Raw genomic sequence first — 24,643 nt, 5'->3', positions numbered from 1 at the left:
CCCGAAGGGTCGGATGAGGGGGGTGCGCGGTAAAAGGTTCACGAGACGCGTGACCATACCAAAGAAAGATGAAGAGAGGGCAGCCTGGCGCTGCCCTCGGTTGTTTATCTTCAGGCGTTGAGCGCAACCGCGATCTCACCGGCAAGCCGCGCGTTGTTTTCCACCAGTGCGATATTGGTCTTCAGGCTCTGGCCGTCGGTCAGGTCGAAGATGGTGCTCAGCAGGTAGGGCGTGACCGCCTTGCCGGAGATTTCGTCGCGTTCGGCGCTGTCGAGCGCGCGCTGGATGTAGATTTCCATCTCTTCTGCCGGAATCTCGTCGGCCTCGGGCACAGGATTGGCGATCAGCATGCCGCCGTCGATGCCGAGCTGTTCGCGTACCGTCTGGAAATTGGCGATGGCGGCCGGGCTGTTCAGCGTCAGCGGGCTGCGCAGGCCGGAGGAGCGCGACCAGAAGGCCGGGAATTCTTCGCTCTCGTAAGTGACCACGGGCACGCCAGCGGTTTCCAGCACTTCCAGCGTCTTCGGCACGTCGAGGATCGCCTTGGCGCCGGCGCAGACGACGATGACGCCGGTGCGGGCAAGTTCTTCGAGGTCGGCGGAGATGTCGAAGCTCTCTTCCGCGCCGCGATGCACGCCGCCGATACCGCCGGTCGCGAAGACCTTGATGCCGGCGCGTTCAGCGGCGATCATCGTGGCGGCGACCGTGGTTGCGCCATGGCGGCGCTCGGCGATCGCGAAGGCGAGGTCGGCGCGCGAGACCTTCAGCACATCCTTGGCCTTGGCCAGCTGCTCCAGCTCTTCGGCTTCAAGGCCGATGTGGAGCGTGCCGTGGATGACGGCGATGGTGGCGGGGACAGCACCCTGTTCGCGGATGATCGATTCGACGCTGCGGGCCATCTCGATATTGCCGGGGTAGGGCATGCCGTGGGTGATGATCGTCGATTCGAGCGCAACGATCGGCGCGCCACGCTGCTTGGCGCTCGCCACTTCCTTGGAATAGGTGATCGGCAGCTTGGAGGAGAGAGTGTTCGTCATCGGATCTTCCATTTCGTCTGATTGGGTTTCAATGCAGAATTCTCGCCGGCGGGACAAGAGCCAGAGCCTGTTTCAGCAGATCGGCGGAGAGATTTTCGTTGACCGCGTTGGGCGACTGGACCGTCAGCGCTGCGGCAGCGGCACCTTCGCGGATGGCCTCGCTCATCGGTAGCCCGCGCAAAAGTGCTGCGATAACGCCTGATGCAAGCGAATCGCCGGCACCGGTCACGTCGGACACATGCTCGACATTGGCCGGCTGCAGCGCCGCCACGTGGCCGGCGGAAAAGGCGATCAGCTCGCGCTGTCCCCGGGTGACCACACCGCCCCTGAGGCCGATATCACCGAGCAGTGACGGCCAGTGGACGGGGTTTTCCGGCCGCTCGCCGGTCAGCGCGCTGGCCTCGGCCTCGTTGAGGAAGAGATAGTCGATCCCATCAATGCAGGCCTTCAGCTTCACGGCCTTTGCCGGCGAGATGGCGATCGCCGCCACCGGCTTGCCGAGCGTCTTGGCGCGAGCGGTGATCGAGACCAGCGTTTCCTCCGGCAGGTTGGCATCAAAGAGGATCATGTCGGTCGCCGAAAACGCGTCGCGCACCGAGCGGATCGACAGGCGGCGCGGCACGAACATGCGGTAGAGATCCATGTCGGCAAGCGCGATCACCAGATTGCCGTCGCGCTCGATGATCGCGGTATAGCTCGGCGTCTTGCGGTCGAGAAAGATGAAGGGGCGGTCGTTGACGCCGGCGAGATCTGCCGCTTCGCTCACCATCTCCCCGGTCGGATCGCCGCCGCGCGGCGAGATCATCGTAACGTCGAAGCCGAGGCGGGCGAGGTTGCGGGCCGCGTTGAAGCCGCCGCCGCCTGCTTCCTCGAACCAGGAGCCGGGGTTGCTGGCGCCATCTGCCGTCGCGCCCGATATGCGGCCGCGGCGATCGACATGGGCGCCGCCAAGGACGAGAATCTTCTTGCTCATCTCATCGCTCCGAAATGCCGTCTTGGCCGAATCGAGCGGCCTCCGGACGCGCGGTCAGCCGCCGTCCAGGTGCTGTAAGCTCTTGCTTTGCATGGATAAAACAAATGTAGAACACAGGCCGTTTTACCTCTTTTTTTCAATGCTTTGAACGGCACTTGCGTGATGAGAACAAATGCGGTACAAAATCGACATCGGCGGCGACATTGCTTGAGCGGCTTCAATAACCTAAAGGTGGATCGAATGTCACAGAATACATTGCGGCTTGTAGAGGACAAATCGGTGGACAAAAGCAAGGCACTTGAAGCGGCACTCTCACAGATCGAGCGGTCGTTCGGCAAGGGCTCTATCATGAAGCTCGGCTCGAACGAGGGCGTGGTCGAGATCGAGACCGTTTCGACGGGCTCTCTCGGACTGGATATCGCACTCGGGATCGGCGGTCTTCCGAAGGGACGTATCATCGAGGTTTACGGGCCGGAAAGCTCGGGTAAGACGACACTCGCGCTGCAGACGATCGCGGAAGCCCAGAAGAAGGGCGGCATCTGCGCCTTCGTCGACGCGGAACACGCGCTTGATCCTGTCTATGCCCGCAAGCTCGGCGTCGATCTGCACAATCTCCTGATCTCGCAGCCGGATACCGGCGAGCAGGCACTCGAAATCACCGACACGCTGGTGCGCTCCGGTGCGGTAGACGTGCTGGTCGTGGACTCGGTCGCGGCACTGACGCCGCGCGCCGAAATCGAAGGCGAGATGGGCGACAGCCTTCCGGGTCTGCAGGCGCGACTGATGAGCCAGGCGCTGCGCAAGCTGACGGCCTCGATCTCGAAGTCGAAGACCATGGTCATCTTCATCAACCAGATCCGCATGAAGATCGGCGTCATGTTCGGTTCGCCGGAAACGACGACGGGTGGTAACGCGCTGAAGTTCTATGCCTCGGTTCGCCTCGACATCCGCCGCATCGGCGCCGTCAAGGAGCGCGAAGAGGTGATCGGCAACCAGACGCGCGTCAAGGTCGTCAAGAACAAGATGGCGCCTCCCTTCAAGCAGGTCGAATTCGACATCATGTATGGCGAAGGCGTATCGAAGACCGGCGAGCTGGTCGACCTCGGCGTCAAGGCCGGGATCGTCGAGAAGTCGGGCGCCTGGTTCTCCTATAACAGCCAGCGTCTCGGCCAGGGCCGCGAGAACGCCAAAACGTTCCTGCGGGATAACCCGGAGCTGATGCGCGAAATCGAAACGTCGATCCGCCAGAACGCCGGCCTGATCGCCGATCAGCTGCAGAATGGCGGCCCTGACGCCAACGATTCCGACGGCGAATAAGCCTCGATCCACGACTGAATAGTTCAAAGCCGGCTGCATTCCTTGATCAGAATGCAGCCGGTTTTGTTTGTCTGCTGGACAGTGGTTAACGTCAGCGATAAAAGCCACTGAATTTTCAAGATTTGACCTGCCTTGGGCAGCACTGAAGGGCATAGCATGAGCGGTGTGAACGAAATCCGGTCGACCTTCCTCGACTACTTCAAGAAGAACGGCCACGAGATCGTTTCATCGAGCCCGCTGGTGCCGCGCAACGACCCGACGCTGATGTTCACGAACGCCGGCATGGTGCAGTTCAAGAACGTTTTCACCGGTCTCGAGCAGCGCCCCTACAAGACGGCGTCGACCGCGCAGAAGTGCGTGCGCGCCGGCGGCAAGCATAACGACCTCGACAATGTCGGCTATACCGCGCGCCACCATACCTTCTTCGAAATGCTCGGCAATTTCTCCTTCGGCGATTACTTCAAGGAGCAGGCGATCGAGCATGCCTGGACGCTGATCACCAAGGAATTCGGTATCGACGCCAAGCGCCTTTTGGTCACCGTCTATCACACCGATGACGAAGCCTTTAATCTCTGGAAGAAGATCGCCGGCCTCTCCGACGACAAGATCATCCGCATCCCGACCAGCGACAATTTCTGGGCGATGGGTGACACCGGCCCGTGTGGCCCCTGTTCGGAAATCTTCTACGATCACGGCGACCACATCTGGGGCGGCCCTCCTGGTTCGCCGGAAGAAGACGGCGATCGCTTCATCGAGATCTGGAACCTCGTCTTCATGCAGTACGAGCAGATCACCAAGGAAGAGCGTGTCGACCTACCGCGTCCGTCGATCGACACCGGCATGGGTCTCGAGCGTATCGCAGCCCTGTTGCAGGGCAAGCACGACAATTACGACATCGACCTGTTCCGCGCGCTGATCTCGGCGTCGGAGGAAGCTACCGGCGTCAAGGCCGAGGGTGAGCAGCGCGCCAGCCATCGCGTCATCGCCGACCACCTGCGCTCGTCCGCCTTCCTGATCGCCGACGGCGTTCTGCCGTCCGCCGAAGGCCGCGGTTACGTGCTTCGTCGCATCATGCGCCGCGCCATGCGCCATGCCGAACTGCTCGGCGCGCGCGAGCCGCTGATGTGGAAGCTTTTGCCTGCGCTGATCCAGCAGATGGGCCGCGCCTATCCGGAGTTGGTGCGCGCGGAAGCCTTGATCACCGAGACGCTGAAGCTGGAAGAGACCAAGTTCCGCACGACGCTGAAGCGCGGCCTGTCGCTTCTGTCGGATGCCACGACGACGCTCGGCAAGGGCGACATGCTCGACGGCGAGACCGCCTTCAAGCTTTACGACACCTACGGCTTCCCGCTCGACCTGACGCAGGACGCGCTGCGCGCCCGCGAAATCAACGTCGATCTTGCTAGCTTCACCGACGCCATGGAGCGCCAGAAGGCCGAAGCCCGCTCGCATTGGGCCGGCTCCGGCGACAAGGCGACCGAGACGATCTGGTTCGAGCTGCGCGACAAGCACGGCGCCACCGAATTCCTCGGCTATGACACCGAGATCGCCGAAGGCGTCGTTCAGGCGATCGTCAAGGACGGTGCCTCTGTCTCCGAAGCAGCCAAGGGCGACAAGGTGCAGATCGTCGTCAACCAGACGCCGTTCTACGGTGAATCCGGTGGCCAGATGGGCGATGCGGGCGTCATTTCGTCCGATAACGCCAAGATCGAAATCACCGATACGCAAAAGCGCGGCGAGGGCCTGTTCGTTCACACGGGCACCGTCGTCGAAGGAACGGTCAAGGCCGGCGATGCCGTGGCGTTGACCGTCGATCACGCCCGCCGTTCGCATATCCGCGCCAACCACTCGGCGACCCACCTGCTGCATGAAGCGCTGCGCGAAGTGCTCGGAACCCATGTGGCCCAGAAGGGATCGCTGGTCACGCCGGATCGCCTGCGCTTCGACGTCTCGCATCCGAAGCCGATGACGGCGGAAGAGCTCAAGGTGGTCGAGGATATGGCCAACGAGATCATTCTGCAGAATTCGCCGGTCACGACCCGCCTGATGAGCGTCGACGACGCCCGCGCCGAGGGCGCGATGGCGCTGTTCGGCGAAAAGTATGGCGACGAAGTCCGCGTCGTTTCCATGGGCCAGGGGCTGCATGGCGCGAAGACAGGTAAGCCTTACTCGATCGAACTTTGCGGCGGCACGCATGTGTCGGCGACCGGTGACATCGGCCTCGTGCGCATTCTCGGCGACAGCGCCGTCAGCTCCGGCGTTCGCCGTCTGGAAGCGGTCACCGGTGAGGCGGCGCGTGCCTATCTCGCCGAACAGGACGAGCGCGTGAAGGCGCTGGCGACCTCGCTCAAGGTACAGCCGGCTGACGTGCTGACGCGCGTCGAAGCGCTGATGGACGAGCGCCGCAAGCTCGAGAAGGAACTGGCGGACGCCAAGCGCAAGCTCGCCATGGGCGGCGGGCAGGGCGCCTCGGAAGAGGCGGTGCGCGACATCGCTGGTGTCAAGTTCCTCGGCAAGGCCATCTCCGGCGTCGATCCGAAGGATCTGAAGGGTCTCGCCGACGACGGCAAGGCCAGCCTCGGTTCCGGCGTCGTGACGCTGATCGGCGTATCCGAAGACGGCAAGGCCAGCGCCGTGGTCGCGGTCACCGCTGATCTCGTCGGCCGCTTCAGCGCCGTCGATCTGGTCCGCATCGCCTCTGCCGCTCTCGGCGGCAAGGGCGGCGGCGGCCGTCCGGACATGGCGCAGGCCGGCGGTCCGGATGGATCGAAGGCCGATGAGGCGCTCGAGGCCGTGGCGGCTGCGCTGGCTGGCTGATCGGCCGGCTCTTGATTGAATTGCGAAAGGCGGGTGCTTCGGGTGCCCGCCTTTTTCTTTTGCGCCGGCAGATCCTTGCCGCCCTCATTCCTGTGCTTGTCACAGGAATCCAGCCGGCGCGCGTCCGCGCGGCGAAGAGAATCTATTGCGATCAATGACTTGATCGCGCTGGATCCCTGTGACGAGCACAGGGATGAGGGCAGAGAGGGGGCGCTTTGCTGAAATGGAGAAGCGCAAATTCCATGCTGCTCATCAACTCAGCAGGATTTGTCAAATCGCGTTATGCTTGTCTGCAGCCGGTCAACTGGCATGAGGTTTCGACATGAACGGCACCACGGCATGGGCACTCTACGAAAGCCGCCTGAGGCGGGTTTCAGCCTATATCCATGATCATCTCGATGAAGAGCTGGATATGGACACGCTCGCCGAGATCGCCTGCATGTCAAGCTATCACTGGCACCGGATCTATCGCGCGGTTCATGGCGAGACGCTGGCGGCGACCGTCAAGCGGCTGCGATTGCATCGCGCGGCGGGCGATATCGTCCGTTCGGATCTCGGTATCGGGGAGATTGCCAGGCGATCCGGCTATCCCAACCTCCAGTCTTTCAATCGCATTTTCAAATCGGTCTACGGCATGCCGCCGGCCCGTTATCGGAAAGAGGGAAGCCATACGGAATTCCAACCCTCACCTAACGGAAGGACCAAGGCCATGTTCAACGTTACCTTACTGAAGATCGAGCCGATCGCGCTTGTCGGCGTGCGCCACACGGGCTCGTATATGCAGATCAGCAAGGCGTTCGAGGTTCTCTTCGGCACGCTCCACGCGCGCGGGCTGGCGAAGCCGGATATGCGGATGATCGGCGTCTATTTCGACGATCCCGATCTCGTGCCGGCAGACAAGCTTCGCTCCATCGCCTGTGTCTCCGTCCAAGGCGGGATTGCGGTCGAGGCACCGCTTGAGCCCTTCACCCTCGATGGCGGGGAGTATGCGGTGCTCAGCCACAAGGGACCCTATGCCGATATGCACAAGGCCTATCAGTGGCTGTTTTCGGAATGGCTGCCGGCGTCGGGCCGGCAGCTGCGCGATGGGCTGATGTTCGAGGATTACCTCAACAATCCGCGCGACGTGCCGCCGACCGAGTTAGTCACCGAGATCTACATGCCGCTCGCATGAGCCTGATCAGGCGCTTTTCTGCAGCGCCTTGGTGGCTTCGTCATCGATCGCGTTCGCCCGCTTGTAGGCGGAGCGGTCGGTGACGCGGGCGACGTAATCGGCAAAGGCCTGGCGTTTCTCGAAGGTGCCAAAGCCGAGGCCCCAGCCGACATGCGAGCCGACATAGACGTCGGCCGCCGTAAAGCGGTTGCCGGCGATATAGGGCGAGGCGCTGACGGCCTTTTCGAGCGTGTCCATCACGTCGGCATAGCTGCCATAGCCCGCCATCCGGCTCTTGTCGGCCGGCGTATGGAAGCCGAGCGCGCGGTTGGTGGTGGCTGCTTCCAGCGGGCCGGCGGCGAAGAACATCCAACGAAAATAGCTGCCGCGCTCTTCGGCCGTCGGCGCAAGGCCTGCCTCCGGAAAGGCTTCGGCCAGATAGGCGCAGATGGCGGCGCATTCGGTGACGACAGTCTTGCCGTGGCGGATCGCCGGCACCTTGCCCATCGGGTTGACGGCGAGATAATCCGGCGCCTTCATGCTGCTTTCGAAGCCGAGGACCTCCGTCGTATAAGGAGCGCCGGTTTCCTCCAGCATCCAGCGGGCGATCCGTCCGCGCGACATCGGGTTGGTGTAGAAGATCAGTTCGTCGGCCATGGTGTTCTCCTCGTTTTTTACATAACTGGCGCGGGCCAGCGGCGAGGCAACGTCTATGGCATGGCGACGTCAGATTTTTGGCAGTAGCGGCGCCGGTCAGAGCGCCTTGCGATACTGGATGAAGCCGGAGCGCTCGGCGATGCGGTCGTAGAGCTTTCGCGCCGTGGCGTTGGTCTCGTGTGTCATCCAGTAGAGCCGGCCGGCGCCATGCTCGCGCGCAAGATCGGCGACGGCCTCGATCAATGCCGCGCCGGTTCCGAGACCGCGCTGGCTGTCGTCGACATAGAGATCCTGCAGGTAGCAGGTCCATTTCGGCAGCCAGGTGGAGCGGTGAAAGATCGCGTGCACGATGCCGACCAGCCTGCCGTCGCCATCGAAGGCGCCGAGCGCGTGCATCGGCTCTGCCGGGTCATGGAAGCGGCCCCAGGTGAGGTCCGTCGTCTCGTCGGGGATCGTGACTTCATAGAACCGCTGATAGCCGGCCCAGAGTGGTTCCCAGGCGCTACGGTCCGATGGCTGTAGCGGGCGGATGGTCGTGGTCATCTTGTTGGTCCCCTCCTAATGTCCCTGAAACGAAAACGGCGGGGAAAACCCCGCCGCATCGTTCGCATATTTCAGATGGCTTATGCCATGGCCTTCTGCAGGTTTTCGTCGATCTTGTCGAGGAAAGCCGTGGTCGAGAGCCAAGGCTGATCGGGGCCGATCAGCAGCGCCAAGTCCTTGGTCATGAAGCCAGCCTCAACCGTGTCGACGCAGACCTTTTCGAGCGTGGCTGCGAACTTCGCCAGTTCGGCGTTGTCGTCGAGCTTGGCGCGGTGCGCGAGGCCACGGGTCCAGGCGAAGATCGAAGCGATAGAGTTCGTCGAGGTTTCCTGGCCCTTCTGGTGCTGGCGGTAGTGACGCGTCACCGTGCCGTGCGCGGCTTCGGCTTCGACGGTCTTGCCATCCGGCGTCAGAAGAACGGAGGTCATCAGGCCGAGCGAGCCGAAGCCCTGGGCAACGGTGTCGGACTGGACGTCGCCGTCGTAGTTCTTGCAAGCCCAGACGTAACCGCCGGACCACTTCAGAGCGGATGCGACCATGTCGTCGATCAGACGGTGCTCGTAGGTGATGCCGATTTCCTTGAACTGATCCTGGAATTCAGCTTCGTAGACTTCCTGGAAGATGTCCTTGAAGCGGCCGTCATAGGCCTTGAGGATGGTGTTCTTGGTCGACAGGTAGACCGGCCACTTGCGCATCAGGCCGTACATCATCGAGGCGCGCGCGAATTCGCGGATCGACTCGTCGAGGTTATACATGGCCATGGCAACGCCGGCGCCTGGAGCGTCGAACACTTCCTTCTCGATGACCTGGCCGTCTTCACCGACGAACTTGATGGTCAGCTTGCCCTTGCCGGGGAATTTGAAGTCGGTGGCGCGGTACTGGTCGCCGAAGGCATGACGGCCGACGACGATCGGCTTGGTCCAGCCGGGAACGAGGCGCGGCACGTTCTGGCAGATGATCGGTTCGCGGAAGATGACGCCGCCGAGAATGTTGCGGATCGTGCCGTTCGGGCTCTTCCACATCTGCTTGAGGTTGAATTCCTTGACGCGATCTTCGTCCGGCGTGATGGTCGCGCACTTGATGCCCACGCCGTGCTTCTTGATGGCGTTGGCGGCATCAACGGTCACCTGGTCGTTGGTGGCGTCGCGGTTTTCGACGGAGAGGTCGTAATAGTCGATTTCGAGGTCCAGATACGGATGGATCAGCTTATCCTTGATAAACTGCCAGATGATGCGCGTCATTTCATCGCCGTCGAGATCGGCGACGGGGTTGGCGACCTTGATCTTCTTCATGTATCTGCCTCGTTAAGCTTTTGAGGGACATGCGTCCCTGGTGGGTGATATAAAATCCCGTGGGCTATAGCATTGTGCGCCCGGAGTGCAAAGCCGCAAGCAGGGCTGATTTGTGTGTTTTTGCGCCATTGCCAAGACACGGAAAATGGCTAGTCTCCGCGCAAAACCATTGCCTCGGACATTTGATCATGAAGACGATTTCGCTTGCCTTTGCCGCCTTGCTCGGCCTCACTGCCACGGTATTCGCCGCTGACGCGACGGCGCCGGTCAAGGAGATCATGGGGGCCACGACCAAGAACTGGTCTGGCGCCGACGAGGACTGGCAAGACATCTTCGACGAGAGCAGGCTGACGCGCATCTACAGCAAGGATTTCGTCGCCAAGTACCGCGCCGCGATGCAGAACCCCGCGGCCGACGAGGATGGCGTGTCGCCGTTCGATTACGATGTCATCGTCAACGGCGAGGATGCGTGCCCGCTGCAGGACATGACCTATACGCCGAAGCCCGGCGAAAACGGCGCGACGGAAGTGGTGGTGACGTTCAAAAAGCAGACCTGCATGGACGGCGTCGACGACAAGCAGGCACTGACGACCGTGCGCTTCGAGGTGTTGGAAGAGGGCGGCAAGGCTGTCGTCGACGATGTCTTCACCGAAGGCGATCCCGGGCAGCCCGCGAACTCGCTGAAGAACACCATGGTGCAGATCGCCAAGGGGCAGTGACGGCCTATCGGTCGGACGCCTTCGACGCGAAGATTGATTTGCTTTTAAGAGCCTTGGCGATATGTGAGCGGTGAAACACCATTCCTCCGCTCCGGGGCCTGAACTCTTTGTTTTCCGGTTTTGATTTTCGAGATTGGCTGCTTGCCAACGATCCGGCGCTGTCGCGGCTGAGGATGGCGCTCCGCGTCACGCTGTCGGTGGCGCTCTCCTTCGGTGTCCTGCTCGTCATCCATTCACTGCTGTTTCCGCTGCCTATCGCCTCCTATGGGCTCGGGATCGTGCTGGCGATCGAGGGCGGTGTCGCGGTGCGCGACAAGGGCGGCGGGCGGCAGCTAGTGACGCGACTTCTCGGCTGCGCCGCCAGTCTGGTGGTCGTAGTCATCGCAGCAGGGCTTGAAGGGCACCGGCTGATCTCCGACGCCGCTTTTCTTATGATCATTTTTCTCGCGGCTTCCGCACGTGTTTTCGGGCCGCGCGGCCATGCGATCGGCATGTTCGCCTTCATGTCGTACTTTCTCGGCGCCTATTTCCAGCCGCCGCTTGCCGAGCTGTCCTTCGTGGCGATCGGCCCGATCGTCTCCTCGCTGATTGCGCATGCGGTGCGCTCCGTCGTGCTGCCTGATGACTGGCGGCGCGATCTCTTGCGGTCGCTTGAGAGCGTGCAGGGGCGGATCAACCAGATCCTCTTCAAGATCGCCGCACTGGCAGCGGAGGGGCATGTTTCGGATGCGGACCGGCAGGAACTCAATCAGCTGGAGGAGCGGCTGAAGGAGGTGGTGCTGATGGCCGAGAGCTTCATTCCGCGCCCTCCGAGCGGCGTCTTTGATCCCGGCACCGAGCCGGCGGGCGAACTGGCGATTCGCCTGTTCGATGCGCATCTGGCGACGGAGGGCGCGATCATGCTCTGCTCGCAATCGCTGCCGTCCTTCGAGCTGGTGCATCGGATCATCGAGGGCCACAAGGTGCGCCCGCCGACCGAGGATGACGAAGGTCCCTCGGCCGAGGCTAGACGCGCTCTGATCAGGCTTGGCAATGCGCGGGCTGAGCTCGTCGAGACCATCGAAGAGGGCAACCGGACGGGCTTTGCCGATATCGCCGCCGTGGCCGAGGCGCCGGCTTCAGCGTCTCAGCTGGATTTCTCGTTAAGCAATCCGCTGATGCGCTCGGCGCTGCAGATCACCGTCGCCGCGGCGATCGCCATGACGCTCGGTCTCGGTCTGTCGCGAGAGCGCTGGTTCTGGGCGGTGCTCGCCTCCTTCCTCGTCTTCACCAATACCAATTCGCGCGGCGATACGGCAATGAAGGCGCTGCAACGCTCGGTGGGGACGCTGTTCGGCATCGGCATCGGGCTTCTGCTCGCGACGCTGTTGAGGGGCCATCTGGCTCCAGCGCTCGTGATCACAAGTCTCTCCATCTTCCTCGCCTTCTACTTCCTGCAGACGAGCTATGCGACGATGACCTTCTTCGTGTCGATCGCGCTTTGCCTGGTTTACGGGATGATCGGATCGCTGACGCTGGATCTCTTGTTGCTTCGTGTCGAGGAAACCGCGCTCGGCGCCGCGGTCGGTACGCTGGTCGCCTTCGTCGTCTTTCCGGCGCGGACTCGCGGCGCACTCGATCTTGTGCTGGACAAATGGTTCGCTGCTTTGGACGCGCTGCTGAAGGCCACCGCCGCCGGCGAGCCGCGACATAGGCTGATTGGCCTGTCGCAGGCGCTGGACGCCGCCTACAAGGATCTGGCGACGACGGCACGCCCGCTCGGCTCGTCATGGTCGGTTGTCACCAGGCCGGGACAGGTCCGGCAGACGCTGGCGATCTTTCTGGCCGCCACCTATTGGGCGCGGATGATGGCGAAGAACCGGGAGGCTTCGATCACCGGCGACGATGCGCGCCAATTGATCGACGCCAGCCTCGCCCGCGTCACGTCCGCATCGGCGCGCCGCTCGGAGTGTTTCTTTGTCGATCGCAAGATTCCCGTATCGACCACGCGTCACCATCCGCACGCCAGCAGGGGGTGGCGGCAGGGGCTTGAGATGATCGGCCTGACGCTCGAGCGGCTGTATCCGGACGCGTAACGTGATGTAGAGGCTCACCGCACCGGGAGCCGACCGCTTGTTTGTGCTGATCAGAGATTTGTCTTACAATGTCTTGCTAAACGTTTAGCTTGAGGCAGGAGACGACGATGACGAAAGCAAACATGTCCGAATCCGTCACGCTTCGCATTCCCAGTGAGGTGTTGTCGGATATTCAAGCCATTGCCGATGCGACCGACCGATCCAGAAGCTACATCATCGTTCGCGCGTTGAGGACATATCTGCTGAACGAAGGCGCGGACATTTTCGCTGCTATCAAGGGGCGCGAGCAGATCGCATCGGGCGAGTATGAAGACCTCGACGATGTGATCGCCGAAATGGACAAGATCATCGCCGGGAAGGTCGCATGATCCCTGTCCGGCTTTCTAGGGATGCGGCCAATTACGTCCGTAGAGAAGCCGAATACCTGCGCCATCACAGCCCCGCCGCGGCCCGCAAATTCTCGCAGGCCGTGAAGGAGGCGAGGGAATTGCTTCGCACCTTTCCGGAGGTCGGAAACCACATGCATGGCCTGCAGATATCGGGCAACCGAACACTGGTGGTTGGCGATTACCTGCTCGACTATTCCTACGACGGCGAAGCAATCGAGGTCACGTCCATCCGCCATGGCCGCACCGTTGCGCAAACTCCTGACGTTGATCTCGATGCTCACCTCGATGACGACGCGGAATGAGGCGACGCCGCACCGCATAAGCCTTGCCGTTTCGGCCGGTCTTGGCTATTTCCGCGCCTAGCAAAAGGATTTTGACTTCATGGCAGGCACGAACAGCGAGCGTCTTCTTCTGACGGAAGGTCCCGTCATCATTCTGGTCGAACCGCAGATGGGCGAGAATATCGGGATGGTGGCGCGGGCCATGGCGAATTTCGGTCTTTCCGAACTGCGCCTCGTCAATCCGCGCGACGGATGGCCGAACGAGAAGGCACAGGCCGCCGCTTCCAAGGCCGACCACGTGATCGAGGGCACCAAGGTGTTCGAGACGCTGGAAGAGGCGATATCCGATCTCAACTTCGTCTATGCGACGACGGCGCGCGAGCGGGATGGCTTCAAGCCGGTGCGTTCGCCCGTGGTGGCGGCGCAGACGTTGCGTGCGCGGTTTACGGCGGGCGAGGGGACCGGCATCCTCTTTGGGCGTGAGCGCTGGGGCCTGTCCAACGAAGAAGTGGCGCTGGCCGACGAGATCGTGACCTTCCCCGTCAATCCCGCCTTCGCCTCGCTCAATATCGCACAGGCCGTGCTCCTGATGTCCTACGAGTGGATGAAATCGGGCATGGAGGATCTCGGCAGCGTTCCCTTCCAGGCGATGGAGCAGACGCAATCGACGAAGGAGCAATTGCACGGGCTCTACGACCAGTTGGAAGAAGCACTGGAATCGCGCAATTATTTCCATCCGCCCGCGAAAAAGCCGAAAATGATCGACAATCTCCGGGCAGTCCTTTCTCGCCGCGCCTTCACGGAGCAGGAAATCAGCGTGATGCGCGGCGTGATCTCCTCCCTCGACCGTTTCTCGCGGAAATATCCGCGCGGAAGCCGGGCGCCCGCAGACGTCAAGGAACATCAGGAAGATGACAGCAGCGACGCATGAGCTGAAACCCGTCCTGGTCTTCGATTCAGGTATTGGCGGGCTGACGGTGCTGCGCGAGGCGCGGGTACTGATGCCCGAGCGCGGTTTCATCTATGTCGCCGACGATGCCGGTTTTCCCTATGGCGGCTGGGAAGAGCAGGCTCTGAGGGAGCGGATCATCGATCTCTTTGCGAAGCTGCTTCGCGAGCATGACCCAGAGGTCTGCATCATCGCCTGCAACACGGCCTTCACGCTCGCCGGCGCCGACCTGCGCGCCGCATTCCCCGGCATGACGTTCGTCGGCACCGTGCCGGCGATCAAACCGGCGGCGGAGCGGACGCGCTCGGGGCTCGTTTCGGTTCTGGCGACACCCGGAACCGTCAAGCGCGCCTATACGCGTGATCTCATCCAGTCCTTCGCGCAGCAGTGCCATGTGCGCCTCGTCGGCTCGGAGAACCTCGCCCGCATGGCGGAAGCCTATATTCGGGGTGATACGCTCTCCGACGAGGCTGTCATGGGCGAGATCGCGCAGTGCTTCGTCGAGAAGGATGGCAGGAAGACGGATATCGTCGTGCTTGCCTGCACGCACTATCCGTTCATGGCCAACATCTTCCGGAGACTGGCGCCGTGGCCGGTCGATTGGCTGGATCCGGCGGAGGCCATCGCCCGGCGCGCGCGCAGCCTCGTGCCTGAAGTGGCCGATGCCGTGCATCCCGACAATTTCGACTTCGCGGTCTTCACCTCGGGCAATCCGGATTTTTCGACGAAACGGCTGATGCAGGGATTTGGTCTCACCGTCAGGTGACATCGTTCCGTGGCGGCGATCTTTCGCGCTGCCAGCGCTTTCCTTCGCGATGCCGATATCGCAAGCTCTGAGATGGAGAATCGTTCGCGGGCTTCGGCTCCCTGACGCGAACAGGGGACTGTCTTATGTCGTTTCAAAGACTTGTGATGCTAATCTTCTTTCTGCAGCCGATCGCCTTCGGCAGCTGGCTGCCGCGCATTCCCGATGTGCAGGCGAAGCTCGGCATGGGGCCGGCCGATCTCGCCATCGCGCTGCTCGGGCTGCCGATCGGCACGCTGATGACCTTGCCCTTTGCTGGCCGGCTGGTCGCGAAAATCGGCGGGCGCGCGACGATCATCTATGGTTTCGTGGCCTTTCTCGCGGTCGTCTCCCTGCCGGCCTTCGCCGACAACATCACGACGTTGTTCTTCGCGTTGATGATCCTTGGAGTCACGCTATCGACGCTTGAACTCGGGCTCAATGTCGAGGCCGACCGGGCGGAAAAGACGACCGGCCTCATGATCATGAGCCGCTGCCATGGCTTCTGGAGCCTCGGCATCATGGCGGGTAGCCTGCTGGGCGTCGGTGCTGCCGCGCTGCATCTGCCGGCGAACTGGTCGATCGCCCTGATCGCGCTGCTGGTGCTGCCGATCGCGCTCTTCGTCAGCGTGCGTCTGCCGCTCGGGCCCGATCCGGCGGCCGAGGCATCGCATGCGCAAAGCGCGCCGTTCAAGCTGCCGAGTGCAGCCCTTCTCGGCATCTGCGCCTTCACCTTCGGCATCACCATGACCGAGGGGGCAATCGCCGACTGGTCGGCGGTCTATTTGCGCGACGTGCTGTTCGCGACCGGCGCGCTGACCGGTCTCGGCTACTCCGTCTTCGCCTGCCTCGTGGCGACGGGGCGTTTCGGCGGCGATTACATGAAGAGCCGCTTCGGCGCTGTTGTCATCGCGCGGGTCTGCGGCTGTGCGTCGCTTGCCGGCATGGTGATCGTGCTCTTGGCGCCGAACACGGCGGTGGCGCTGATCGGTTTTGCGGCGATCGGCGTCGGCGTCTCGGTCGGCTTCCCGCTCGCGGTCACGGCATCTGCCAGCCTGACGGACCGGCCGGCGGCCGCAAGCGTCGCCATCCTGACCTTCATCGCGCTCAGCGGTTTCCTCGTCGGCCCGCCTGCGATCGGCTTTGTGGCCGAGGCGTTCGGGCTGCGTGTCGGGCTGGGCATCCTGCTCATTCCGCTTGCCGTCAGCCTGCTCTTCACCCGCATGCTGATCCCTAGGGCAGAGAGCCAAGCAAGGGCGGTCGTGGCGGACAAGGCGGCCTGATTCGAAAAGGTGTGATTGGTTGTGGGTTTTGTTCGGTAGGCCGAGCATTCCGCCGCGAATCTGCTAAAGAGTGGCGTTGATTTCAGAAGGGGAATGGGACTTGCAGGTTGGTATCGATATGGGATCGGCGTCGGGAGGCAATCCGGCCACGCTCGATATCGAGGAGCTTCTGGCGACCCGTCTCCTTGTTCAGGGCAATTCCGGCTCCGGCAAATCGCACCTGTTGCGGCGCCTGCTCGAGCAATCCGCGCCGTGGGTGCAGCAGGTCATCATCGATCCCGAGGGCGATTTCGTCACGCTGAGCGACAAGTTCGGCCATGTGGTCGTCGATGGCGAGCGCACCGAGGCGGAACTCGCCGGCATCGCCAATCGTATTCGCCAGCACCGTGTCTCCTGCGTGCTCACGCTCGAAGGGCTTGAGGTCGAGCAGCAGATGCGCGCCGCGGCTGCCTTCCTCAACGGCATGTTCGATGCCGATCGTGAATTCTGGTACCCGGTCCTCGTCGTCGTCGACGAAGCGCAGATGTTTGCGCCGTCGGTCGCCGGCGAAGTTTCCGACGATGCGCGCAAGAGTTCACTCGGCGCGATGACCAACCTGATGTGCCGTGGCCGTAAGCGCGGTCTGGCCGGTGTCATCGCCACGCAGCGTCTGGCGAAGCTCGCCAAGAACGTCGCTGCCGAAGCGTCCAACTTCCTGATGGGTCGCACCTTCCTCGATATCGACATGGCGCGCGCCGCCGACCTGCTCGGGATGGATCGCCGCCAGGCGGAAATGTTCCGCGATCTGAAGCGCGGTAATTTTGTCGCGCTCGGTCCGGCCCTGTCGCGCCGGCCGCTGCCGATCCAGATCGGCAATGTCGAGACCTCGGCGCGTTCGTCGAGCCCCAAGCTGATGCCACTGCCGGATTCTCCTCAGGATGTCGAAGACCTGATCTTCACGCCGGATCCCGAAGAGTTCCAGCGACCGATCGTACGCCGCGCAGCGCCCGCGCCACGCCCGACCACGGATATCCTGGCCGAGCTTTCGCGCTCCGCACCCGCAGCCACCGCGCCGCAGCCATCCGAAGGCCGCGCCAGCCAGCCAGAGATGTCGGCGGAAGATCGAGAGGAGCGCGTCTCGGCCGTATTGAGCGAAATCCTCGATGATCCGGGCTCGGGCTTCCGCACGGATTCGGTGCTCTATCAGGAGTTCCTCGTGCGCCTTCGCATGCGCCGCGTGCCGGGATCGCCGATGTCGCTGCCGGAATTCCGCCGTCGCGTTGCCGTATCGCGCTCGGGCGTCGATCCCGAGACCGCCGGGACGGAAGCATGGGCGACGGCGCTGTCGTTGTCCTCGGGCGTGACGGATGATCTGCAGGGCGTCTTCCTGATGCTCGCCAAGGCCGCCGTCTGCGGCGAGCCTTGCCCGTCCGACGCCCGCATCGCGCGGGCCTATGGCACGCATTCTGCCCGTCGCGCCCGGCGTCTCCTTGGCTATTTCGAGGAGCAGGGGACGGTTGTCGTGCACACTGATTTCTCCGGCAAGCGGATCGTCGCTTTCCCCGACATCAACTGCCAGACGGCGCCCGGCGATGCCAATGCGCCCGACGCTGATGATCTGCAGTCGGCTGCTGAATAAAAAGCAGCCACCCTCCATATTCACATTTTCAGATAGAAAGCCGCTTTGCGGTTTTTTGTCGTGTATCGGCATTTCGGTACACGATAGGGTTGGTCCTGTCACATGCTGTTCATCTCAGGGGTGGATAACCCCGCATGCCCTACTCGGGCGTACTTAGACCTTTTGCCCAAAGGAGATGTTGGCCATGTCGAATTCCACCCGTGCGATCACAGCATTCGCAACAGCGCTGCTTGCCACCGTTGCCATTCAGCCTGCTCATGCCGCCGATGCGGCTGCGACCAAGCTCATGGAGCGTGGCGCCAGCGAGGACCTGAGCACGCCCGGCGGCGCGCGCCGCATCTCCGGCGACATCACCGAGGCCTACCGTGCCGCGATCGTCGACGGCCGCCCGAAGAACGTCATCCTTCTGATCGGCGACGGCATGGGTGATTCCGAAATCACCATCGCGCGCAACTACGCCGTCGGTGCCGGCCAGTATTTCAAGGGCATCGACGCTCTGCCCGTCACCGGCCAGTACACCCATTACTCGCTCGACAAGAAAACCGGCAAGCCAACCTATGTGACAGACTCCGCCGCATCGGGCACCGCCTGGGCAACCGGCGTGAAGAGCTATAACGGCGCGATCGGCGTTGATATCCGCGAAGAGGCGCATGAGACGCTGCTGGAAAAGGCCAAGGCTGCTGGTCTGGCAACGGGCAACGTATCCACCGCGGAGCTGCAGGACGCAACGCCTGCCGTTCAGATCGCCCATGTCACCCAGCGCAAATGCTATGGTCCTGAAGCGACGACCGAGAGGTGCGCCAGCAACGCGCTTGAGAACGGCGGCAAGGGTTCGATCACAGAGCAGTTGATCAACGCCCGCGCCGACGTGACGCTCGGTGGCGGCGCCAAGAGCTTCGGCGAGACCGCAAAGGCTGGCGAATGGAAGGGCAAGACGCTGCGCCAGCAGGCAGAGGAGCGCGGCTACAAGATCGTCACCAACGCCGATGAACTTGCCGCCGTCAAGCAGGCCAATGACAGCGCCCCGGTTCTCGGTCTCTTCGCCGAGGGCAACATGCCGATCCGCTGGCAGGGCCCGCAGGCCAGCCACTATGGCAATGTCGAGAAGGAGCCTGTCGTCTGCAAGCCGAACGAGAAGCGCACGGCCGCGACGCCGACGCTGGCGCAGATGACCTCGAAGGCGATCGAGCTCTTGAGCACCAACGAGAAGGGCTTCTTCCTGCAGGTTGAGGGTGCCTCGATCGACAAGCAGGACCATGCCGCCAACCCGTGCGGCCAGATCGGCGAAACCGTCGACCTCGACGAAGCCGTTCAGGAAGCGCTGAAGTTCGCGGAGCAGAAGGGCGATACGCTCGTCATCGTCACCGCCGACCACGCCCATGCCAGCCAGATCATCGACGCCAGCACCAAGGCTCCCGGCTTGACGGAAGCGCTGATGACCAAGGATGGCGCCGTGATGGCTGTCAGCTATGGCAACTCGGACGAAGTCGACGACCAGGGCCATACCGGTTCGCAGCTGCGTATCGCAGCCTACGGTCCGCGCGCGGCCAATGTCAGCGGTTTGACCGACCAGACCGATCTGTTCTACACGATCAGCGACGCACTCGGCCTGAAAGCCCAGAAGGCCGCGATGAAGTAAGCCGCTCCGGCTTGCTTGGAAGCAAGCCGTTCCAGCTTGCTTGGGATCATACGGTTTTGCCGGTGTGGCCATGGATTGTGATTGACATTCCAGTGACTTCACCCTAAAGACCGCGCCAGCACGGGGCAGCAATGTCCCGTGTTTCATTTGACATGTCCCGTGGAGTTTCCAGTTCGCGTAACCGGAAAATCCTGTCGGGCCTCCCTCAAAGAGGCCAAAGGAGGGCGTGTTTCCTTCGAGCGGTTTGGAAACAAACAGCCGTAACATTCTGAAAGGAAATACGATGAGCAAGCGCGAATCGTCCAAGTACAAAATTGACCGCCGTATGGGCGAAAACATCTGGGGCCGTCCTAAGTCCCCGGTGAACCGCCGCGAATACGGCCCGGGCCAGCACGGCCAGCGCCGCAAGGGCAAGCTCTCGGACTTCGGTGTGCAGCTGCGCGCCAAGCAGAAGCTCAAGGGTTACTACGGTGACCTGCGCGAGAAGCAGTTCCGCGCGATCTTCGCCGAAGCAGCTCGCCGCAAGGGCGACACTTCTGAAAACCTCATCGGTCTGTTGGAATCCCGCCTGGATGCGATCGTTTATCGCGCCAAGTTCGTTCCGACCGTCTTCGCTGCCCGTCAGTTCGTCAACCACGGCCACGTGACCGTGAACGGCGTCCGCGTCAACATCGGTTCCTACCGTTGCAAGGCCGGCGACGTCATCGAAGTTCGTCAGAAGTCCAAGCAGCTGGTTTCGGTTCTCGAAGCTATCAGCCTGGCTGAACGCGACGTTCCTGAGTACATCGAAGTCGACCACAACAAGATGGTTGCTACCTTCGCTCGTGTACCGGCTCTCAGCGACGTACCGTACGCTGTTGTCATGGAACCGCACCTGGTGGTCGAATTCTATTCGCGTTAATTAGCGCGAGGCGTTTTCGCATACGGAAAAGCCGCCTCTCGGGGCGGCTTTTTTGTTATCTTGAGAGGGGTCGTGATGACGGATTTGCAGGCAGTCCTCGACAGTATCTATACCGAACTTCAGCCGCGCATCGGCGAGGGCAAGGTCGCGGACTATATTCCTGAGCTTGCCAAGATCGATCCCGCCCAGTTCGGGCTCTCGGTCGTCACTGTCGATGGCAAGGTCTTTAGCGTCGGCGATGCAGCCGTACCGTTTTCGATCCAGAGTATCTCCAAGGTGTTCATGCTGACGCTGGCGCTCGGCAAGGTCGGCGAGGGGCTGTGGAAGCGGGTCGGGCGCGAGCCGTCGGGCAACTCCTTCAACTCGATCGTCCAGCTCGAGCAGGAAGCCGGCATCCCTCGCAACCCCTTCATCAATGCCGGCGCGATTGCCGTTGCCGACGTGGTGCTTGCCGGACACGAGCCGCGCGAGGCGATCGGCGAAGTCCTGCGCTTCGTGCGCTATCTGGCCGACGACGAGACGGTGACGATCGACGACAAGGTCGCGAAGTCCGAGACGCAGACGGGCTACCGCAATTTCGCGCTCGCCAATTTCATGCGCGCCTACAAGAACATCGATCATCCGGTCGAGCATGTGCTCGGCGTCTATTTCCACCAGTGCGCGCTGTCGATGACCTGCGAGCAGTTGGCCCGCGCCGGTCTCTTCCTCGCCGCCCGCGGCGCGAACCCGATGACCGGCCACTCGGTGGTCTCGCCAAAGCGCGCCCGGCGCATCAACGCGCTGATGTTGACCTGCGGCCACTATGACGGCTCCGGCGATTTCGCCTATCACGTCGGCCTTCCCGGCAAGAGCGGCGTCGGCGGCGGCATCTTCGCTGTGGCGCCCGGTATCGCCTCGATCGCGGTCTGGTCGCCGGGGCTGAACAAGGTCGGCAATTCGCAGCTCGGCGCCGTTGCGCTGGAAATGCTGGCGGCGCGCACCGGATGGTCGGTTTTCGGCGATTGATGCTGGGTTGTGGCGCGGCTTTCTGCTAGACGGAATTTGGTTTCGACCTGGGACCTCAACGGATGAGACAATGAATATCGCAGCCAATATCGCGCCAAGCATCGGAGACGAGCTGGAAACGCCTGAGACCGAGGGCGCGATCGCGCATGCGCTGTTTGCCGATGCGCCAAGCTCCGTCTCGTTCAACAAGCTGCGCAAGCGGCTGCTGCGCCAGGTGCGCCAGGCCTTCGACGATTTCGGCATGCTCAACGGCCAGAAGCGCTGGCTGATTGGGGTTTCCGGCGGCAAAGATTCCTACGGCCTGCTGGCGCTGCTGCTCGACCTGCAATGGCGCGGCCTGCTGCCGGTCGAACTCGTCGCCTGCAATCTCGACCAGGGACAGCCGAATTTTCCGAAGCATATCCTGCCGGAATATCTGACCAAGATCGGCGTAAAGCACCGGATCGAGTATCGCGACACCTATTCGATCGTGAAGGAGAAGGTCCCAGCCGGCGGCACCTATTGCTCGCTCTGTTCGCGTCTGCGCCGCGGCAACCTCTATCGCATCGCTCGCGAGGAAGGGTGCGACGCGCTGGTGCTCGGCCACCATCGCGAGGATATTCTCGAAACCTTCTTCATGAATTTCTTCCACGGCGGCCGCCTGGCCTCGATGCCGGCAAAGCTTCTGAACGACGAGGGCGACCTGATGGTGCTGCGTCCGCTGGCCTATTGCGCCGAGGACGACATGGCGAAATTCGCCGCCGCCATGCAGTTTCCGATCATTCCCTGCGATCTGTGCGGCTCGCAGGATGGGCTGCAGCGCAATGCCATGAAGGACATGCTCGCCGATATCGAGCGCCGCATGCCCGGCCGCAAGGACACGATGTTGCGCGCTCTCTCGCATGTGAACCCGTCGCATCTGCTCGACCCCAAGCTCTTCGACTTCGCCGGCCTGATGGCGGGCGATGCCGCGACGGAAAAGTGATTTCGTTGCGGGCGTAAGCTCTTGTTTTGACACATGTCGTTGTCGCAAAATTGCGGCATAGTCTTTCGGCATGTCACAGCGCCAGGAAGGATGAACCATGGTTTCCAAGATAGATGTCACCACGCTTGCCGATCTCTTGCGGCGGGCGGCGAAGGCTGAGATATTGCCGCGCTTCCGCCGGCTTGGCAGCGACGATGTGCGCGCCAAGACCGAAGCGACCGATCTGGTGACGGAAGCCGATCTTGAAGCCGAGCGCATGATCAAGGCCGAGGTCGCCGCGCTGTGGCCGGAAGCGCTGTTCATCGGCGAGGAATCCGTCGCGGCCGATCCGGCACTGCTTGGCAAGCTGAAGGATGCGTCGCTATCGGTCATCGTCGATCCCGTCGACGGCACCTTCAACTTCGCCTCGGGCATTCCCGCCTTCGGCGTCATGGCCTCGGTGGTCGCGAACGGCGAATGCATTGCCGGCATCATCTACGATCCGATGGGCGATGACTGGGTTATCGCCGAGCAGGGCGCCGGCGCATGGCTGAAGCGTCCTGATGGCGATACGCAGCGCCTTCGTACGTCTGCGCCCGTCGCGCTCGACCAGATGGTCGGAATGGCCTCGACGGGCTTTCTGGCACCCGGCAAGCGCGCCGAAGTGCTCGCCAACCTCGCCAAGGTCCGGTTCATCTGCAACTACCGCTGCGCCGCGCACGAACACCGGGCGTTTGCCGGCGGCCACGTGCATTACCTGATGTACAACAAGCTGATGCCCTGGGACCACCTCGGCGGCACGCTCGCCTGCGTCGAAGCCGGCGGCTACGCGGCGCGCTTCGACGGCTCGGCCTATCTGCCCGAGCATGTCGACGGCGGCCTGCTGATCGCGCCGGACAAGGAAAGCTGGGAGCTGCTGCGGCGCGAGGTGTTTACGATTTAGAATAAAAGAAGCCCGCCAAATCGGCGGGCTTCGTGTTTTAGAAATGCCCAGCGCCCGGATCGAGCTGCGGATCGTCGCCCGGGTGGGTGAAGAGCTTGCCGCCTTCGGCCCAGAGCGTAGCTGCGATGCTGATCAGGCCGAACAGCGCAAAGCCACCGAAGAGCGGCTGCACGGTGCCGTTGAACAGCTGGCCGACGCCGCCGCCGAGGATGGCGCCGAAGGTGGTGGAGACGAAGCCGGTGATCGAGGTGGCGGTGCCTGCGAGATTGCCCATCGGCTCCAGGCTGATCGCCGTGAAGTTGGTGGCGATCACCGCGAACATCATCAACAGGATCGTGAAGAGCGCATAGGCCAGCGTGAAGCTTGGCGTGCCGCCGAGCGCCTTGAAGAAGCCGATCGCGGAGATGATGGTGAAGAGGATCATCGCGACATGCGAGATGCGACGCATGCCGAACTTGCGTACGAAGAAGCCGTTGGCGAAGTTGGCGACCGCGATACCGCCGGCAGTGGCGGCAAAGGCGATGGGAAGCCAGTCGCCGAGGCCGTAGACCTCGCCGAAGACCTGCTGAACGGAGATGACATAGGCGCTGATGACGGCGGTGAACATGGTCAGGCCGATCATGTAGCCGCAGGTGATCTTGTTGGTCAGAACCGTCTTGAAGCCATCGACCACATTGCCGAAGGAAAGCGGGATACGCTCTTCGCGCGGCAGTGATTCCTTCAAACGAAGGGATGCCCAGAGAAACAGGATGGCGCCGACGATGCCGAGCAGGATGAAGATCCAGTGCCAGTTGGCATAGGTGATGATCAACTGGCCGACCGAGGGGGCGACGATCGGCACGATCATGAAGACGATCATGACATAGGACATGACACGCGCCATCTCACGGCCACCGAAGCAATCGCGGACGACGGCCATGGTGGTGATGCGGACGGCGGCGCCGCCGAGGCCCTGAATGAAGCGCATGACGAGCAGCATTTCGAAGCTGCCAGTGGCGGCGGCGCCGAACATGGCCAGCACATAGACGGCGAGGCCGCCGAGCATGATGTTGCGGCGGCCGAACGTGTCGGACAGGCTGCCGAAGATGATCTGCGATATGCCGAAGCCGAGGAAGAAGACGCCGATGACGAGCTGCGTGTCGTTGGCGTTGGCGACGTTGAGCGCGTGGCCCATGGCGGGCAGGGCAGGCAGCATGCTGTCGATCGCCATGGCGACGCTTGCCGTCATGATGGCGATGGTGATGACGAACTCGAGGAAGCCCATGCCGATGCGGCTGGATCCCTGGTTTTCGGTGTGCGGCTTATGGGGTGGCGTCATATGATTG

The 24,643-nt window shown here is 62.4% G+C and carries 22 protein-coding genes; 16 read left to right on the top strand and 6 right to left on the bottom strand.

All coding sequences use genetic code 11. The annotated features are described in order from the left end of the window. Positions 1-110 precede the first annotated feature (110 nt). Both J5286_RS12665 and J5286_RS12660 read right to left on the bottom strand, forming a co-directional pair. Complete coding sequence (locus J5286_RS12665) at positions 111-1,037, bottom strand: pseudouridine-5'-phosphate glycosidase (protein WP_026283681.1); 927 nt, start codon at positions 1,035-1,037, stop codon at positions 111-113. A 28-nt stretch (positions 1,038-1,065) separates the two neighbouring features. Further along, positions 1,066-2,010 carry a carbohydrate kinase family protein gene (locus tag J5286_RS12660; protein ID WP_209190613.1) on the bottom strand — a complete coding sequence of 315 codons (945 nt, stop codon included), beginning with the start codon at positions 2,008-2,010 and terminating at the stop codon, positions 1,066-1,068. Between the two features lie 240 nt (positions 2,011-2,250). Here J5286_RS12660 and recA point away from each other — a divergent pair, with 240 nt between their 5' ends. The 3 genes from recA (at position 2,251) to J5286_RS12645 (ending at position 7,318) form a co-directional block, all read left to right on the top strand. Beyond that, positions 2,251-3,327: a recombinase RecA gene (gene recA / locus J5286_RS12655; protein ID WP_026283682.1), complete on the top strand. Its 1,077-nt coding sequence runs from the start codon at positions 2,251-2,253 to the stop codon at positions 3,325-3,327. Between the two features lie 156 nt (positions 3,328-3,483). After that, entirely contained in the window at positions 3,484-6,144 is a 2,661-nt protein-coding gene (gene alaS, locus J5286_RS12650) for an alanine--tRNA ligase (protein WP_209190612.1), read from the top strand. Positions 6,145-6,466: 322 nt separating this feature from the next. Next, complete coding sequence (locus tag J5286_RS12645; protein ID WP_209190611.1) at positions 6,467-7,318, top strand: AraC family transcriptional regulator; 852 nt, start codon at positions 6,467-6,469, stop codon at positions 7,316-7,318. A 6-nt stretch (positions 7,319-7,324) separates the two neighbouring features. Here J5286_RS12645 and J5286_RS12640 read toward each other — a convergent pair whose 3' ends face one another. The 3 genes from J5286_RS12640 to J5286_RS12630 form a co-directional block, all read right to left on the bottom strand. Further along, positions 7,325-7,954, bottom strand: a complete 630-nt coding sequence (locus J5286_RS12640; RefSeq protein ID WP_209190610.1) for a glutathione S-transferase family protein — start codon at positions 7,952-7,954, stop codon at positions 7,325-7,327. A 96-nt stretch (positions 7,955-8,050) separates the two neighbouring features. After that, entirely contained in the window at positions 8,051-8,497 is a 447-nt protein-coding gene (locus J5286_RS12635; protein ID WP_209190609.1) for a GNAT family N-acetyltransferase, read from the bottom strand. Between the two features lie 80 nt (positions 8,498-8,577). Next, positions 8,578-9,789: an NADP-dependent isocitrate dehydrogenase gene (locus J5286_RS12630; protein WP_047512202.1), complete on the bottom strand. Its 1,212-nt coding sequence runs from the start codon at positions 9,787-9,789 to the stop codon at positions 8,578-8,580. Positions 9,790-9,977: 188 nt separating this feature from the next. Between J5286_RS12630 and J5286_RS12625 the strand changes: the two genes are divergently transcribed. The 13 genes from J5286_RS12625 to J5286_RS12565 all read left to right on the top strand — a co-directional run bounded on the left by J5286_RS12625 (position 9,978) and on the right by J5286_RS12565 (position 23,318). Next, complete coding sequence (locus tag J5286_RS12625) at positions 9,978-10,508, top strand: hypothetical protein (RefSeq protein WP_209190608.1); 531 nt, start codon at positions 9,978-9,980, stop codon at positions 10,506-10,508. 107 nt (positions 10,509-10,615) lie between these two features. Continuing rightward, a complete protein-coding gene (locus J5286_RS12620) occupies positions 10,616-12,583 on the top strand; it encodes an FUSC family protein (protein WP_209190607.1) in 1,968 nt (655 codons plus the stop codon). 107 nt (positions 12,584-12,690) lie between these two features. After that, the gene (locus J5286_RS12615) at positions 12,691-12,951 is read left to right on the top strand and encodes a CopG family ribbon-helix-helix protein (RefSeq protein WP_047512196.1); all 261 of its coding nucleotides are present in this window, start codon (positions 12,691-12,693) and stop codon (positions 12,949-12,951) included. Further along, a complete protein-coding gene (locus J5286_RS12610; protein ID WP_209190606.1) occupies positions 12,948-13,274 on the top strand; it encodes a type II toxin-antitoxin system RelE/ParE family toxin in 327 nt (108 codons plus the stop codon). Before J5286_RS12615 ends, J5286_RS12610 begins: the two co-directional genes overlap by 4 nt. A 79-nt stretch (positions 13,275-13,353) precedes the next feature. After that, on the top strand, positions 13,354-14,184 hold the full coding sequence (locus tag J5286_RS12605) for an RNA methyltransferase (protein ID WP_209190605.1): 831 nt from the start codon (positions 13,354-13,356) through the stop codon (positions 14,182-14,184). Next, positions 14,165-14,968, top strand: coding sequence for a glutamate racemase (murI, locus tag J5286_RS12600; protein WP_209190604.1), 804 nt, complete (start codon positions 14,165-14,167; stop codon positions 14,966-14,968). The genes J5286_RS12605 and murI overlap by 20 nt, the downstream gene beginning before the upstream one ends. Positions 14,969-15,093: 125 nt before the next feature. Further along, positions 15,094-16,269 (top strand): MFS transporter, encoded by a 1,176-nt coding sequence (locus tag J5286_RS12595; protein ID WP_209190603.1) that lies wholly within the window; start codon positions 15,094-15,096, stop codon positions 16,267-16,269. Between the two features lie 100 nt (positions 16,270-16,369). Beyond that, positions 16,370-17,887, top strand: coding sequence for a helicase HerA domain-containing protein (locus J5286_RS12590; protein ID WP_209190602.1), 1,518 nt, complete (start codon positions 16,370-16,372; stop codon positions 17,885-17,887). A gap of 184 nt (positions 17,888-18,071) precedes the next feature. Continuing rightward, positions 18,072-19,526, top strand: coding sequence for an alkaline phosphatase (gene phoA / locus J5286_RS12585; RefSeq protein WP_209190601.1), 1,455 nt, complete (start codon positions 18,072-18,074; stop codon positions 19,524-19,526). A gap of 283 nt (positions 19,527-19,809) precedes the next feature. Next, on the top strand, positions 19,810-20,427 hold the full coding sequence (gene rpsD / locus J5286_RS12580) for a 30S ribosomal protein S4 (protein WP_018902188.1): 618 nt from the start codon (positions 19,810-19,812) through the stop codon (positions 20,425-20,427). 75 nt (positions 20,428-20,502) lie between these two features. Beyond that, positions 20,503-21,432, top strand: coding sequence for a glutaminase (locus tag J5286_RS12575; RefSeq protein ID WP_209190600.1), 930 nt, complete (start codon positions 20,503-20,505; stop codon positions 21,430-21,432). 70 nt (positions 21,433-21,502) lie between these two features. Beyond that, the gene (gene ttcA / locus J5286_RS12570; protein WP_209190599.1) at positions 21,503-22,396 is read left to right on the top strand and encodes a tRNA 2-thiocytidine(32) synthetase TtcA; all 894 of its coding nucleotides are present in this window, start codon (positions 21,503-21,505) and stop codon (positions 22,394-22,396) included. A gap of 97 nt (positions 22,397-22,493) precedes the next feature. Beyond that, positions 22,494-23,318 carry an inositol monophosphatase family protein gene (locus J5286_RS12565; protein WP_209190598.1) on the top strand — a complete coding sequence of 275 codons (825 nt, stop codon included), beginning with the start codon at positions 22,494-22,496 and terminating at the stop codon, positions 23,316-23,318. Between the two features lie 37 nt (positions 23,319-23,355). Here J5286_RS12565 and J5286_RS12560 read toward each other — a convergent pair whose 3' ends face one another. Next, positions 23,356-24,636, bottom strand: a complete 1,281-nt coding sequence (locus J5286_RS12560) for a multidrug effflux MFS transporter (protein WP_209190597.1) — start codon at positions 24,634-24,636, stop codon at positions 23,356-23,358. Positions 24,637-24,643 lie beyond the last annotated feature (7 nt).

The organism is Rhizobium sp. 16-488-2b (assembly GCF_017741815.1).
Taxonomy (GTDB): domain Bacteria; phylum Pseudomonadota; class Alphaproteobacteria; order Rhizobiales; family Rhizobiaceae; genus Rhizobium.
The sequence above is the reverse complement of the archived record's forward strand: the minus strand, read 5'-3'. Positions and strand labels throughout refer to the sequence as shown.